Annotated in this window: 12 protein-coding genes; 2 read left to right on the forward strand and 10 right to left on the reverse strand. The window is 56.7% G+C overall.

Annotation, left to right across the window (positions count from 1 at the left end):
• Nucleotides 1-9 precede the first annotated feature (9 nt).
• The 8 genes from LCM21_RS18385 to LCM21_RS18420 form a co-directional block, all read right to left on the reverse strand.
• Nucleotides 10-1,248 carry a S8/S53 family peptidase gene (locus tag LCM21_RS18385; RefSeq protein WP_224891899.1) on the reverse strand — a complete coding sequence of 413 codons (1,239 nt, stop codon included), beginning with the start codon at nucleotides 1,246-1,248 and terminating at the stop codon, nucleotides 10-12.
• 89 nt (nucleotides 1,249-1,337) lie between these two features.
• Nucleotides 1,338-3,077 (reverse strand): SulP family inorganic anion transporter, encoded by a 1,740-nt coding sequence (locus LCM21_RS18390; protein ID WP_224891900.1) that lies wholly within the window; start codon nucleotides 3,075-3,077, stop codon nucleotides 1,338-1,340.
• Nucleotides 3,078-3,163: 86 nt separating this feature from the next.
• On the reverse strand, nucleotides 3,164-4,843 hold the full coding sequence (locus tag LCM21_RS18395) for a bifunctional protein tyrosine phosphatase family protein/NAD(P)/FAD-dependent oxidoreductase (protein ID WP_224891901.1): 1,680 nt from the start codon (nucleotides 4,841-4,843) through the stop codon (nucleotides 3,164-3,166).
• 28 nt (nucleotides 4,844-4,871) lie between these two features.
• On the reverse strand, nucleotides 4,872-5,756 hold the full coding sequence (locus tag LCM21_RS18400) for an MBL fold metallo-hydrolase (protein ID WP_068341034.1): 885 nt from the start codon (nucleotides 5,754-5,756) through the stop codon (nucleotides 4,872-4,874).
• Between the two features lie 22 nt (nucleotides 5,757-5,778).
• The gene (locus LCM21_RS18405) at nucleotides 5,779-6,216 is read right to left on the reverse strand and encodes a DUF6691 family protein (protein ID WP_224891902.1); all 438 of its coding nucleotides are present in this window, start codon (nucleotides 6,214-6,216) and stop codon (nucleotides 5,779-5,781) included.
• 3 nt (nucleotides 6,217-6,219) lie between these two features.
• On the reverse strand, nucleotides 6,220-6,654 hold the full coding sequence (locus LCM21_RS18410; RefSeq protein ID WP_224891903.1) for a YeeE/YedE family protein: 435 nt from the start codon (nucleotides 6,652-6,654) through the stop codon (nucleotides 6,220-6,222).
• Nucleotides 6,654-6,863 carry a YgaP family membrane protein gene (locus tag LCM21_RS18415; RefSeq protein WP_068341026.1) on the reverse strand — a complete coding sequence of 70 codons (210 nt, stop codon included), beginning with the start codon at nucleotides 6,861-6,863 and terminating at the stop codon, nucleotides 6,654-6,656. The genes LCM21_RS18410 and LCM21_RS18415 overlap by 1 nt, the downstream gene beginning before the upstream one ends.
• Nucleotides 6,864-6,967: 104 nt before the next feature.
• A complete protein-coding gene (locus tag LCM21_RS18420; protein WP_224891904.1) occupies nucleotides 6,968-7,642 on the reverse strand; it encodes a Crp/Fnr family transcriptional regulator in 675 nt (224 codons plus the stop codon).
• Nucleotides 7,643-7,963: 321 nt separating this feature from the next.
• On the opposite strand from LCM21_RS18420, the gene LCM21_RS18425 reads away from it, so the two are divergent.
• Entirely contained in the window at nucleotides 7,964-9,505 is a 1,542-nt protein-coding gene (locus LCM21_RS18425; protein WP_224891905.1) for an ankyrin repeat domain-containing protein, read from the forward strand.
• A gap of 120 nt (nucleotides 9,506-9,625) precedes the next feature.
• Here LCM21_RS18425 and LCM21_RS18430 read toward each other — a convergent pair whose 3' ends face one another.
• Nucleotides 9,626-10,822 (reverse strand): oxidoreductase, encoded by a 1,197-nt coding sequence (locus tag LCM21_RS18430; protein WP_224891906.1) that lies wholly within the window; start codon nucleotides 10,820-10,822, stop codon nucleotides 9,626-9,628.
• A 101-nt stretch (nucleotides 10,823-10,923) separates the two neighbouring features.
• Here LCM21_RS18430 and LCM21_RS18435 point away from each other — a divergent pair, with 101 nt between their 5' ends.
• Complete coding sequence (locus LCM21_RS18435) at nucleotides 10,924-11,808, forward strand: LysR family transcriptional regulator (RefSeq protein ID WP_224891907.1); 885 nt, start codon at nucleotides 10,924-10,926, stop codon at nucleotides 11,806-11,808.
• Nucleotides 11,809-11,976: 168 nt separating this feature from the next.
• On the opposite strand, the gene LCM21_RS18440 is transcribed toward LCM21_RS18435, so the two are convergent.
• Nucleotides 11,977-14,295, reverse strand: a complete 2,319-nt coding sequence (locus LCM21_RS18440; RefSeq protein ID WP_224891908.1) for an arylsulfatase — start codon at nucleotides 14,293-14,295, stop codon at nucleotides 11,977-11,979.
• Between the last annotated feature and the right edge of the window lie 58 nt (nucleotides 14,296-14,353).

Genomic DNA, 14,353 nt, shown 5'->3' on the forward strand with positions numbered 1-14,353 from the left:
TAGCCAGTTTCAAAATACTGTTTTAAGCTCTATGGCGGTAAGCTCTGGCCTTTCCGCCACAAGACGCGCCGCCAATGCCGCAACGCGTGGAACCGCATAGCTCGAACCTGACGCGAAACCCGACGCACCTCGAAAATCCACGATCTGCACGTTTTCTGCCGGAACCATCACATCCACATGGGTTTGGCCCCAGTTCGAGCCTTCAGCCAGACGTCCAAACTCATCCGCCGATGTCACCGTAAGGATCCGATCAGAGGACATCGCCGCCGGGTAAACCGGGTTCTTGTCGATATCCCGTCCGTTATTGCCCGCAGAGACAATCGCAAGCACATCGAACGCATCCAAGGCGGCCTCGAACGCGGCCCACTCCGTTTTTTTGTTGCTGCCCAGCGGCATAGCTAAAATCCGCACGCCATCACCTGCGGCCCGCGCGACGGTATCGCCCAGGCGCGTCATGTCCGGCCGCGGATACCTGTAGGGAACAATCGCGGCATCGGGTGCTTCACGAACAAAGATGGACGCGACGGCCGTCCCGTGCCGGATGGGCAAGAACCGTCCGCGTGACACGTCGCCATCGTAGGGCCACGGGTCCATATCCCAATAGTCGAACCCAAGCGGTTGTTTGTCCGAACCGCGCGCCAGTTGATCCCGAAAAACCGGCAGGTCGTAAGCAAGCCCGGAGTCGATGAATCCGACTCGCACACCGCCGTTGTCCTCGCCACCTGGCCAAGGGGCTTGCAGCGTTTCGGTCCACCTTACTGTTGTGAGGTCTTCATCAAGCTGATCAAGATATTGCCAGGCGTCACCTGCTGACCGAATTTCGCGGCCCGATCGAACATTGCAACCCCCATCCGCGATCGCCAAAAGGTAAGGTTCCGGGCCGTTGCCATGGTTAAGCCACAGCGACGCTCGAAACTGTCTCAGCTGCCCATTATGCTGGCGGCGTTCAATTTCCAGCTCACTGCGGTCAGTCATGACAAGCCGAATGGATATCACACGAGGTCTTGCGATATTGGGACGATGTTTTTCGCTGATCAGCCAACTTCCGGGAATGGCGGTCTGAGCAGCAAGACCAGTAAGCTCTGGCAGGCCGCAGACGGCGTTAACAGCATCAAGAACAGTTTGAACATGCTGCTCGCGCACGTCCCGTGCGACCGCGAAACCTGGCAAAATGAGGCACGTGAGAACACACACATGCAGAAGCACGGCCATAGATTTTAGTGTCCAGACATGTATCGTCGCGCGCATGATTTACGTGGACTCCCATGAAACCAGCCTGCCTGCCACCCGACAAGGCCAACACCCGGCAGAGGAATTTTGTTGCCGCTACTACCTGTTTACTCGGCTGCTTTCGCTTGTCCATTCTGTTTGGAAAGTGCGGCCCATGCGTCGTGTTGCGCCAAGAATACCCGCCCGTTCAGGTCGTCGATAAAATGCGACCGCTTCAGGCGGTCCATCACCGGCCCTTTCACTTCTGAAAGGTGAAGACCGACCCCCATATCCTTCAGGCGATGGTTGATGGCCTCAAGACTTTCGAGGGCAGAATAGTCCACCTCGTTCACGGCAGAAAACATCAGGACGACATTCTGGATTCCGCAGCCATTGGTGACACGTTTCTGCACAAGGTCCTCAAGGAACCGGGCGTTTACGAAATAGAGGCTCTCGTCTACTCGCAAGGTCACCAGTGCCGGGTCTGTTTCTACCTTGTGACGCAGGATATTTCGGAAATGCTGGGTCCCGGGAACAAGGCCGACCTCGGCCACATGCGGGCGCGATGTCTTGTAAAGATGCAGCAGGACAGAGATCGTGACACCCGAGGCAACTCCGACCTCAACACCCAGCCCAAGGGTCAAAACGATTGTCGCCGCCACAGCTGTGAAATCGGCCCTCGAATAACGCCATGTCTTTTGCAGGATTGAAAGGTCAACAAGGCTCAGCACGGCGACAATGATTGTTGCAGCCAGCGTTGCGTTCGGCAAAAAGTAGACCAGCGGCGTCAGCGCGACAGCAGCAATCGCCAACCCGACGGCCGTAAAGGCACCAGCGGCTGGTGTTTCAGCCCCGGCGTCGAAATTCACGACCGAGCGCGCAAAACCACCTGTCACCGGGTAGCCACCTGTGAACGCAGCGCCAAGGTTGGCGGCGCCCAGTCCAATCAGTTCCTGATCCGGGTCGATCCGCTGACGCTTTTTCGCCGCCAGGGTCTGCGCCACGGAAACGCTTTCGACAAACCCGATGATCGAAATCAGGATTGCAGGAACAAGCAGCGCGCTCAGCAGATCTGGCGTAAAACCCGGAAGCGTCAAAGGGGGCAGGCTCTGCGGAACCTCACCCACGATTTTCACGCCCCGGTCATTCAGCCCTAATAGCCAAACGGACAGGGTGGTTGCGACAACAGCGGCCACAGGTCCGGCCTTTGTCAGAATGTCGGAAATCAGCGGCGGCGTGCCCAGTTTGCGCAACGTGGGTTTGAGGTTGCCACGCACCCAGAAAAGGAAGCCAGTGGCAGAAACGCCGATTGCAAGCGTGATCCAATTGACCTCGTTCAGATGCGCGAAGATCGAACCCAGCATTTCGGGCAGCGTGTGCCCATGGGCGCTGATCCCCAAGATATGCTTGAGCTGGCTGGTCGCGATCAGGATACCCGAGGCCGTGATGAACCCGGCGATGACGGGGTGGCTGAGGAAATTGGCAAAAAAGCCCAGACGGAACACCCCCATCAGAACAAGAAATCCGCCCGACAGGAATGCCAGCGTCAACGCTGCAACGGCATAGCCTGCGGTTCCCTGCTCGGCGACTTGACCCACGGCTGAGGCGGTCAGCAGTGACACAACGGCGACCGGCCCGACCGCAAGGGCCCGGCTGGTGCCGAAAATTGCATAAAGGATTATCGGCGCGATCGAGGCGTATATGCCCGCTTCCGGCGGCAAACCCGCCAAAAGGGCGTACGCCAAGGATTGCGGTATCAGCATAATTGTGACGATAACCGCCGCGATCATGTCATTCGAAAATGCCTTTCGGTCATAGGTGCGACCCCAGTCCAAAACCGGCATATAGCGGCGAAGATGGTCAATCATCGTGTTCATCCGTAATAATGGGCGGATCTGATCCGCCCGTTATTCATCGCGCATGAAGGAAGGAAATGCGCAATTGCGTCAGTAGCTTACTCAACCAAAACCTTCAGTTTCTCTGGTTTGGCCATCCATTCCTTGCCCCGAAGCATGGCTTTCCAGTAGATCGGCGGCAGTACCGTTTCCTTGAGGAACCACGCCGTGCGTGTTGGCTTTGTTCCATCCAGAATGAACTTCGGGAACGAGGGCTGCAAAGTTCCGCCATACCCGAACTCAGCCAGAACGATCTTACCGCGCTCGACCGTCAGCGGACAGGAACCGTACCCGTCATACTGAGCTACCGCAGAACGCCCGGCGATGTCGGCAACGATGTTGTCGGCCACGGTTGGCGCTTGTTTGCGTGCTGCGGCTGCGGTCTTGGCATTGGGCGCATTCATCACATCACCCAGCGACCAGATGTTGTCGAATTCCTTGTGGCGCAAAGTGGCCTGATCCACGTCAACCCAGCCAGCAGCATCCGCCAAGGGCGAGACACGGATGAAATCTGGTGCCGTTTGCGGCGGGCAGACATGCATCATGTCGAACTCAACCGTGACCTCAGTGGGATCAGTATCGGGTTTTTCGACCCTAAAGGTCGCTTTCTTGGCCGGACCGTCCACCGAGACGAGATTATGGAAGAAGTTTAACCCCGCGTTGTACTTTTCGACGTATTGCATCAGGGCTGGAACGTAATCCTTGACGCCGAACAGCACGCCGCCTGCGTTCATGAATTGAATGTCGATGTCTTTCAGGACACCGCGGCGGAACCAGGCATCACCAGAGAGATACATCGCCTTTTGCGGTGCGCCCGCGCATTTGATCGGCATCGGCGGCTGGGTAAAGATTGCCCGGCCTTCCTTCATCTGCTCTACCAATTGCCATGTATAGGGCGCCAGATCGCACCGATAGTTCGACGTGACGCCATTGCGCCCAAGCGTTTCCTCAAGACCCTCGACTTTGCCCCAGTCGAGTTTCAGACCGGGACACACGACCAGGCGATCATACTTCACGACCCGGCACCCATCGAGGATCACAGCGTTGTTCTTCGGTTCAAACGCCGCGACGGCGGACTTGATCCAGTGCACACCCTTCGGGATCAGGCTGCCCATGGTCTTTGCCGTACTCTGCGCGTCGAAAATACCGCCGCCGACCATGGTCCAGCCGGGCTGATAATAGTGTATGTCGGCTGGATCAATGACTGCGATGTTTAAACCGGGCTTGCGGGATTTGAGGCTGGCGGCAACCGAAATGCCGCCCGCGCCCGCACCGATGATGACAACTTCGAAATGCGCATCACCCGTATCTGTCGGGGTCTTACCCCCGTTGGCGATACGACGGGCCACGCCGTTCATGTCATACCCTGCCGCCTTGGTCGCAGAGAGGATCTCGGACATCGGGCGTTTCTTGGCCTCGTGGAACGACCAGAGCGTCGCCGACCGCGTGCCTGTTCGGCAATAGGCCAGAAGGGGGCGCTGCAGGTCTGCCAAAGCGTCACCAAACGCCTCGACATCTTCGTCCCTTACCATGCCGGACTGAACGGGCACATAGCGCGCCTGAAGACCAGCGGCCTTTGCAGCCGCCTCGATTTCCTCGAAAGAGGGCTGATCGGCGCCTTCACCATCCGGCCGGTTGCAGATGATCGCCTGGAAGCCTTCTGCGGCAATTGCAGGGATGTCTTCCACCGAGATTTGCGGGCTTACCGTGAATTTCGGCGAGATTTTCCTGAGTTCCATTTTTTCCCTCCACCAGAGCAGATTTTGCTCAAAGACCGTTAACCGGCACCTTGAGCATCGGGTTTCCGTCTTTGTCGGTCGGCACCTCGCCAGCGCGCATGTTGACCTGCAATGACGGGATGATCAGCTTGGGCATATCCAACTGCGCGTCGCGCTCGGTGCGGAATTTGACGAATTCTTCTTTCGACTTGCCACCGCCAACATGGATGTTGTGCGCTTTCTCGTCGCCGACTGTTGTTTCCCATTGAATATCGCGGCCATTGGGGCCGTAGTCGTGACACATGAACAGCCGCATTGCATCCGGCAGCGCCAGAACCTTTTGAATGCTGTCGTAAAGAACACCCGCATCCCCGCCTGGAAAATCTGCACGCGCTGACCCGCCATCCGGCATAAAGAGCGTATCGCCAACAAAAGCAGCGTCGCCCATGACATGCACCATGCAAGCAGGGGTATGGCCCGGGGTGTACATGGCAAAGGCCTGCATATTGCCGACCATATAGGTATCGCCATCTTCGAAAAGCCGGTCGAACTGGGACCCGTCGCGCTGAAACTCTGTCCCTTCATTAAAGACTTTGCCGAACGTATCCTGCACGACCATGATCTTCGAACCGATACCGATCTTGCCGCCCAGTTTTTGCTGGATGTACGGCGCGGCGCTCAGGTGATCGGCATGAACATGGGTCTCGATGATCCATTCCAGCTTCAAGCCTTGCGCATCAATCTGCCGGATGATTTCGTCCGCGTGATCATAGGTGATGCGACCTGCCGCATAGTCGATATCCATGACGCTGTCGACAATCGCGCAGGCGTTCGATGTCGGGTCCTTCACAATGTAACTGATCGTGTTTGTGGCCTCGTCGAAAAAGGCCTGAACCTCGGGTTTGATATCCATGTTGACAGGATAGTCGGTCATGTTTGTCTCCTCCTGAAACGGGTCAAGCCGCATTGGTGCGGCGCGGCGCCGTAAGTGATTGAATGAACTTGGCAAGAAGTATTCCTGCCACCAGAGCTGCGGTGAAGGCTACGACCTCCCACCGGCCCGTACCTAACGCCGGCAGCGCGCCGCCCGGACAGAAACCCGCGATGCCCCAGCCGATTCCGAAGACGGCAGAACCACCGATCAGACGGGCGTCAATTGTGCGATTAGCGGGCACTTTGAAATCAGTCTCGAAGATCGGTGCGCTTCGTCCGAAGACAAGCTTATAGCCGATGAACGTGGTCACAAGCGCCCCGCCCATCACGAAGATCAGCGACGGATCCCATGTGCCGGCGATATCAAAAAAGTTTAGGACCTTTGCCGGGTTTGCCATGCCTGATATCGAGATACCGACACCAAAGATCAAGCCGATCAGATATGTTGCGATCAGTTTCATGGGCTACCCTCCGATTACGTGGCGGACGATATAGACCGTTAGGCCGGTGAAGATCATGAAGGTGATCGTAGCAGCGATGGACCGCGGGCTCAGGCGCGCCATTCCGCAAACCCCGTGCCCTGATGTGCAGCCCGAGCCGTAGGTCACGCCGACGCCCACGATCAGTCCGCCAAAAATCAGGGCGAGGGTTGAAATCGGAACCTCAACAGCGGGCATTTGGCCGGTCATCAGCCAGACGCCAGCCGGACCCGAAACCATCCCGGCAACAAGGGCCGCACGCCACGAGAAATCCTGACCAGAGGCCGGTTGAAACAAGCCTGCCAAGATACCGGTCGCGCCAAAAACACGCCCGAGCATCAGCATAAGAAGCGTCGAGGATACGCCGATCAGGACACCGCCTGCAAGCGACGCCCAAGGAGTGAAAGCCGTCTCAATCATCAGCAGTCTCGGCAGGTTTTGAGGCCGATAAGGCTATAAATCGGGCAATTCCCGACAAAGGCCGTCAGCGTGAAGATGCCCGCCACGACAAGCGCTAGCCAGAACAGAAGACCTGTCCCCAAAGCACTCGTGCCGAACGCCAAAACAAATAACACCGCAGCAATAGCCAGACGGCCGCCACGGTCAAATTTTCCCATGTTGGTGGTCATGTTCCTACTCCATCGAGATTCGATGGATGTACCATGGCATACATCTGACCGATCCTTTGGTGACCAAGTCACCAAAAGCAAACTAAACAGCCAACACGCCGGATTCAGACACCCGTGCCAGAGGATCTGACCAGCCGTTCAATCCCTGCCCGGCCAGTAAGCCGTACCTCACCACGCGATTGTTCGACCCAGCCGCGGCGGTTGAACTCTGATAGCGTCCGCGAGATTACTTCACGCGCCGTGCCAAGCTCGGTCGCCAGAACAGCATGCGTTGCGTGCACCACACCGTTCTCGTCCGCCAGTTCCAAAAGCCGCGAGGCAAGGCGCACGTCCATGCGTTGGAACACGATGTCATCAATAAGCGTGAAAAGGTCGGTGATGCGTTTTGAATACGCGGTAAATACAAACTCACGAAAGACGGGCGAATTCGCGACCAGTCGATCGAAAGTCGTGCGTGGAATGGCGACGGCGCGCACATCTGTCTCAGCAATCCCATCCGCTGAATACTCTTCAAAGGCCAGCATGCACGCCGTCGTCAGGACACAGCTTTCACCGGCATGCACACGATAGAGAAAAACCTCGCGCCCCGTTTCCGACTTTTGCTGAACCCGAACCGTCCCGTCCAGCAGGAGCAGCAGGTTGTCAGCCGACTGCCCGGGCCCAAAGACCTTCGTACCAGCGGGAACCGAGACGATCTGACTTCCGGCCTCAAGGTCTGCGCGAATATCGTCTGGCAGGCGGCTTAGCCCCTTGAACTTGTCGATCCATGTCCCTTCCATCTTGTTTGCCCCTGTTCTTGATTGCCTGGAAAAGCGAACGCGTTCCGGTTTGTCCGAGTCGCCAATTGTCGTGTATTCAAAGTGTCTTGGTCGGGAAACACCAGACTTTCGTTACGAATTTTTCCGACCCCAGTGAAACCGATGCCTGCGACCCGTTCGACTTGCGTGATATCCTGGCGAGCCGTACACTCACTCCAGGTCGTTTGAGGCGGCCACCCGGTCCGCGGAAAGCTGTCATCGGCACCTCGCAGAGAATACACGAAAACCACATCGGTTTCTCAGCCCGGTTTAGCGGACCCTCGGGCAGCGGAGGGAACACCGATGACAAAATCAATCGACCAATTACGACGTGATGCCAAAGCTCTGGGTAAAGCGCTGACTGCGGGCGATAAGGGCGCGATGCTGCGCATTCATGGTATCATTCCGATGCCCAAGAACAGCGTCTATAAACACGCCGATTGCTTACACGTCATCGCGCGTGAAACGGGATATGCGTCGTGGCCTGCACTGAAACTGGCCGTCGAAACGCAGGGCATGGATCGCGCGCAGAAACAGGGTCGGCTGCGTTGGGCGCTTTACAATGGCTCGCCCGAGACGGTCGCGCACCTGCTTGCAGATGAGCCAGATCTTGCGGCGGGGCAGGTTCCCCTTCTTGTCGCAATGTACGAAATCGACGCCATGCGCAAAATTTTGGCTCAGGACCCAGGGGCCGCCACGCGCAATTATCCACCAAGACGCCCGATGTGCCATCTTGCGTTTTCCAGACACATCAAGTCAGCGCCTGAAAAAGAAAGTGACATGCTGGCGATGGCGGAGCTGCTATTGGCGAACGGCGCAGATGTGAATGACAGTTTCGCTTTCGACCCGTCAGAAGAACACCGGTTGTCCGCGCTCTACGGTGCGATTGGGCATGCTGACAATATGCCATTGGCAAAGTGGCTGCTGTCGAAAGGCGCAGATCCAAACGACAACGAGTCGCTCTACCATTCGACCGAGCTTGGCCATACCGTTGGTCTTCGTTTGTTGCTGGAGCATGGCGCAGACCCCCAGGGCACAAATGCACTTCCCCGCGCCATTGATTTCAACAGCGCCGAGGCTGTTCGCCTGCTGCTTGAACACGGCGCGGACCCCAATGAAGGCATTGCCCCGCACCCGTCGGGCGAACCCTCACTGGTAATCCCCGCCCTGCATCAAGCGGCGCGGCGCCTGGCTTCGGGTGAAATCGCCCAAATGTTGCTGGATCATGGTGCAGACCCAAACGCCGTCAGTCGCGGTCATACGCCCTATGCTTTCGCCCGAATCTTCGGGAACCGTGACGTGGTGGAGGTATTGGAACACGCGGGTGCAATGACCCAGCTTTCGCAGACAGAAGAGCAGCTTGCGCGGGCAGCGGACGGCACTCCCAAACCCGGTGACATGATAGACATGAATGCGCTGTCGGATGAGATGAAATGCCTTCTGTGCCGCCTCGTCTGGCGCGAAGGAACCCTGCCTCATATGCAGCGTTTGGTTGAGATGGGCTTTGACCCCAATCATCCGGACGAGATGGGAATGCCGCCGCTCCACCTGGCTGCCTGGGAGGGCATGGTCGAAGTCATGTCCTATTTTCTGGGCCAACACCCCGATCTCGAACACACCAACGCTTACGGAGGCACGTTGTTGTCAACCATCATCCACGGATCGGAAAACTGCCCGCAAAGAGCCTACCGCGACCACATCGAATGCGCGCGTATGGCGCTGGCAAAGGGTGTGGCGCTGCCCCGAAAAGCGGCACGGTTTGCGACGGTGCCCGAGATGTCCGCTTTTCTGGCTGACTGGGCAGAGTCCCATCCCGAACAAGTTGTCGAACATGGCGTTGTCTAATTCGGATAGTGCACGGTAAAACAAAGACCAAGGCAGGCGTAGCTTATGAACCGCGCTTGAAGGGCTGTGCATACTCATTTCTAACCGGAGCAGCACAAGCCGTTGACTGTGCAAAAAGCCTTAGTGACCCGAACTTCGTTTCTTCCAAATTGCGACACGCTGCTCATCGCGTTTTTCGTATTCTGCGACAGCCTCGTCGAGATCGCGATCGACAATTCCCTCACGGTCTGCCCCAAGATCCGTCATGCGCATGGTAAACCAAGCGGTCATACCACCGGGCGACAACGTGTCAAAGCGAGGAAACGCAGGGCTACTTTTTCCTGCTTTCCATGTCGCTGGTAAGCAGGGGTCAAGCACAAATCCCCGTGCCAAACCTACCGCATCCACATCGCCGGAACGAACGGCAGCTTCGGCTTCCTCGTGGCGTTTGAACCCACCTGTCGCCATGAGCGGTATCGAGGTCAGTTGACGCGCCGTGCGGGCAAATTCGACAAAATAGGGCCCTTTAGTGTTGCGCTCCGAACTCGACGGCGCACCAGGAAAGTACGTGCCGCCGCTGATGTCCAGAAGATCAACACCCTTCCCTTCCAGAGCAGCCACGACCTTGAGGGCTGCTTCTTCTGTCAAACCTCCGACAAGCTGATCGGTCGCGTTTAACTTTACCGAAACAACAAAGTCAGATGGAACGGCGGCGCGAACAGCTTCGACCGTTTCGATAAGCAATCTCATTCGCGCGTTTATCGAACCCCCATAGGCATCGGTTCGATGATTAAAAAGCGGAGACAGAAACTGACTCAGAAGAAACCCGTGTGCGGCATGAATTTGAACACCGCCAAAACCCAACTCTGCCGCATGACACGCCGTTTTGGCAAAACACTCGGGGACGGTTTCGATTTCAGCGCGTGACATGGCCTCGCTGCGGAACTCAGGAAAGTCCATCTGGCTTGGCCCTCTGGGTTTGCTTATCGGCAGATGCGCCAGTGCACCGGCATGTCCAAGCTGTAGCCAAAGCTGGGCCGTGTTTGCCGATCCGCGTCGAGCAAGTTCGCGAAACGCGCCCGTTTTGGCTTTGTCATCCAGAATAAGGTTACCCGGTTTTTCAGGGTATCGCGGATCGCCTTGGACCTCTCCTATGATTGAGGCTGCCAGCCCACCCTCTGCCCACCGCTCATACAGCCGTATCTGAATGGCGGTCGGGTTGCCTTGACCATCCCCCAGTGAATCCGACATGGCCGATTTTATGATTCTGTTCTTTAGCAAACAACCATTTGGCAGGGTCAGCGGTGTAAAAAGAGTTTGTGTCGATACGGCGTGCAAAGAAGAACTCCTCGGGCTACCAGCGTATATCTGATATACTTTGGAAAAGCTTTAAGGATAACTGAGCAACCAGGATCATATCTTGATACTTTTTGGAACAGATGACACAGAAGATAGAACTGGAAATCCTGCTGGCCGTTGTTGATCATGGCAGTTTCTCGGCAGCAGCCAGAGCGTTGGGGTACACCCCGTCTGCGGTTGGCAAACGGGTTCATCAACTGGAAAAACGATTGAATGTGCCGCTGCTTGTCCGCTCGACCCGACGCATGACGCTGACAGAAGCGGGTCGACGGTACGTCGAGGAAGCCAGAGGATTATTTGCCCGCCTGTCAGCGCTCGAGGCGGATATCGCCGATGATGCCTTAACTTTGCGCGGTACGATACGACTGACAAGTTCAGCGGCGCTTGGTCGTCGGCAGGTCGTGCCCCTGGTGATCGAATTCATGGAACGTCACCCTGAAGTCGAGATAGAGCTACTTTTGACGGACAAGATCGTCGACCTGATCGGTGATGGCTTCGATCTTGCAATCCGAAGCGGCATCTTACCCGACTCGTCCCTCGTATCTCGACGACTGATGAATAATCCTCGCCTGCCCTGTGCGACACCTGACTATCTTGAACGGCATGGTATTCCTGAAAAACCCGATGATCTGACAAACCACAGATGTCTGCGACTCGGGCAGGAAAGGCTGCTGTCAGATTGGGGCTTTACCCAACCGCAGGGCGGTTTGGCGCGACTTGGCGCGGGTTTTTCCTGCAACAACCTCGAGGCGCTCCATTCGGCATGCCGTGCTGGGCTTGGCATTGCGTGGTTACCATCGTTCCTTACCACGACCGACCTGCAAACAGGATGTCTTGTGCCAGTGTTGGAAGAATACACAGAACCGGATGCTGGCGGCGGTATCTTTATTCTGCGCCCCGAAACGGCATTCCTGCCATACCGGACGCGCAGCTTGATCGACTTTCTGGCAGATCGCTTCCGCTGACCAAGCAGAGCCCGACAGTTCGAGACGTGCAAGCTGGGCGTTCGTGTAAACCGGGAACGCGGGCAAAGCAGGTAGACGGCCTGCACGACAAAGCGGTCACAGCGCCCCAAGCTATCGTCTGACAAACGCGACCTGAATTTTCTGATCGCGATTTATAGCGAACAGGCTTCATTTCACTACAACTGTCACACTGTCGATCGTTCCGGAAAACCGTGAGGCGGCTTCTGATCCGACAGTTTCGACGACTGGCGTAGCAAGGTCCACACCCACATCGGCCGTTTCATCAGCGGAAAAAATGTGGGGCTGCGTACGCTCGATGCGGCCCTCACCAACCTGCGTATCGTTGACGAATAGACGCGCATCTCCACCCTTGCCAAGGCCGTCGCCGTCATAGTCAAACTCAAAGCGGAGAGTAGCACGCCCGGGAGCGAGTTTCTCGGTCCCAGTGATCGAAAAGCGCTCCAACCCCAGGAAGTTATAGTCATATCCGGGCACACCGCCGTTAACATAAAGGGACCAGCCGCCGAAACGCCCGCCCTGCGCGATGATCGTTCCATCGGCTCCGCTTTCCGGCACCTCGATTTCCGCTGTTATCGTCTTGGATTTGTTTTTTATGTCGAGGAAAACGTTCTCCGTCATGCCAGTCATGCCGCCAGCAAGGGTAATCGACGTCCTTCCGGCCATCAGGTCTGGTCGGCCAGCTGACGCCGGATTGATGCGTTCAAAGACACGGTCATCGATCGGCAAAACGTTGTTCCTCGCCGCTTCCTGCATGAAGATCGTCTGCATTTGGGCCAGTTTCTCCGGCATGTCTTCGGAAAGATCATTAGTGAGGCTGAAATCGGTGTTGGTATCGTAAAGTTCCCAGATATCGTCAGCCAGCGCTCTGCGCGGTTTTGGCTCCCAAGGTGCTTTGTGAATCGTGCGTGCCCACCAACCCTCATGGTAAATCGCCCGGTTTCCGAACATTTCGAAATACTGCGTGGTATGGCGCTCTCCTGCGGTCGGGTCGTCAAAGGTGTAGAGCATACTGATCCCATCCATAGGATATTGCGGGACACCATTGACCTCGCGCGGCTCTGGTATGCCGGCAGCCTCAAGGATGGTTGGTGCGACGTCTATGACGTGAGTGAACTGATCCCGCTGCTCGTCTCTGGCCTCGAAACCGTCAGGCCAATGGACGACCATACCGACCTTTGTTCCACCCGGGTCCGACGCGACCTGCTTTGTCCACTGATAGGGCGTATCCATGGCGACGGCCCACCCGGCCGCCATATGAGGATAGGTTTCGGGGCCGCCCCACTTGTCGAGCTTGGTGAGCATGTCTGACACCTGTTCCTGCACACCGTTGAAATACGTCATTTCGCTGAACATGCCGTTGCGGCCGCCTTCAGCGCTGGTGCCATTGTCACCGTAAACGAGGAAAATCAGCGTGTTATCAAGCTGACCTGTCGCTTCGACGGCTTCAACGACACGACCGATCTCGTAATCAGTCATGTCGACATAACCCGCGAAAACCTCGAACTGTCGTTTGTAGAGGGTCTTTTCATCCTCGCTCAGCGTATCCCAGTCTGGAATGGCTTCGGGCTTGGGTGCAAGTTTCGTTCCTTCCGGGACAATTCCGCGCTCGATCTGGCGCGCAAGGATCTCTTTTCGAAGCACATCCCAGCCCGCATCGAACTTCCCCTTCCATTTCTCCGACCATTCCTGCGGAACGTGGTGGGGCGCATGTGTAGCGCCCGGCGCAAAGTAAACAAAGAAAGGACGATCCGGCGTGAGTGCTTTCTGGTAGCGAATCCAAGCAACCGCCTGATCCGTCATATCGGTAAGGAAGTGATAGTTCGGATCTTCGGGCAATTCGACCGGGTGCACGCCATCGTAAATAAAGGGTGCCCACTGGTTCGTCTCGCCCCCGAGAAACCCATAGAACTTATCAAACCCCTGACGTGTCGGCCAACGATCCTGTGGGCCTGCAATGCTCGCCTCCCAGGCGGCTGTTTCGTGCCATTTACCGAAGGCGGCGGTGGCATACCCGTTGAGCCGCAGAACCTCAGCAATGGGCGCAACCGATTTCGGGATCTGGCCGGTGTTACCCGGATATGCCGTGCCCATTTCGATAATTCCACCCATGTTGTTCACATGATGATTTCTGCCGCTCTTCAGCGCGGCTCGCGTTGGCGAACAGACTGCTGTGGTGTGAAAATCAACAAATCGAAGGCCCTCCGTCGCCAATTCATCGAAAACATCTGTTTCGACGGGGCCGCCGAAGGTGCTCGTTCCTGCGAAGCCCAAATCATCTACCAGAACAACCAAGACATTAGGCGCATTCTCAGGGGCTTTCACTTGAAAGAAAGGCGGCGGGGACGTGTCGCGCACATCGAGTTCGACATAACCCTTGGTGTGAGGGGGCGCGATCGGCAATACTTCACGATCCAATTCATTCTCGGCATGTGCCGCGCACGCAAAAAGCACGCTAGCCCCGGACATAATGAGTCTGTTCCTGGTCAACATGAAGTTCGTCTCCCTAGTTCCTCTTGGTTAGCGA

The sequence above is a fragment of the Ruegeria profundi genome (genome assembly GCF_020171505.1).
Classification (GTDB): domain Bacteria; phylum Pseudomonadota; class Alphaproteobacteria; order Rhodobacterales; family Rhodobacteraceae; genus Ruegeria; species Ruegeria profundi.

What these genes read in the sequence shown, in the direction of transcription:
- LCM21_RS18385 (WP_224891899.1), bottom strand. Translation starts at nt 1,248, where the DNA reads ATGCGCGCGACGATACATGTCTGGACACTAAAATCTATGGCCGTGCTT.
- LCM21_RS18390 (WP_224891900.1), bottom strand. Translation starts at nt 3,077, where the DNA reads ATGATTGACCATCTTCGCCGCTATATGCCGGTTTTGGACTGGGGTCGC.
- LCM21_RS18395 (WP_224891901.1), bottom strand. Translation starts at nt 4,843, where the DNA reads ATGGAACTCAGGAAAATCTCGCCGAAATTCACGGTAAGCCCGCAAATC.
- LCM21_RS18400 (WP_068341034.1), bottom strand. Translation starts at nt 5,756, where the DNA reads ATGACCGACTATCCTGTCAACATGGATATCAAACCCGAGGTTCAGGCC.
- LCM21_RS18405 (WP_224891902.1), bottom strand. Translation starts at nt 6,216, where the DNA reads ATGAAACTGATCGCAACATATCTGATCGGCTTGATCTTTGGTGTCGGT.
- LCM21_RS18410 (WP_224891903.1), bottom strand. Translation starts at nt 6,654, where the DNA reads ATGATTGAGACGGCTTTCACTCCTTGGGCGTCGCTTGCAGGCGGTGTC.
- LCM21_RS18415 (WP_068341026.1), bottom strand. Translation starts at nt 6,863, where the DNA reads ATGACCACCAACATGGGAAAATTTGACCGTGGCGGCCGTCTGGCTATT.
- LCM21_RS18420 (WP_224891904.1), bottom strand. Translation starts at nt 7,642, where the DNA reads ATGGAAGGGACATGGATCGACAAGTTCAAGGGGCTAAGCCGCCTGCCA.
- LCM21_RS18425 (WP_224891905.1), top strand. Translation starts at nt 7,964, where the DNA reads ATGACAAAATCAATCGACCAATTACGACGTGATGCCAAAGCTCTGGGT.
- LCM21_RS18435 (WP_224891907.1), top strand. Translation starts at nt 10,924, where the DNA reads ATGACACAGAAGATAGAACTGGAAATCCTGCTGGCCGTTGTTGATCAT.
- LCM21_RS18440 (WP_224891908.1), bottom strand. Translation starts at nt 14,295, where the DNA reads ATGTCCGGGGCTAGCGTGCTTTTTGCGTGCGCGGCACATGCCGAGAAT.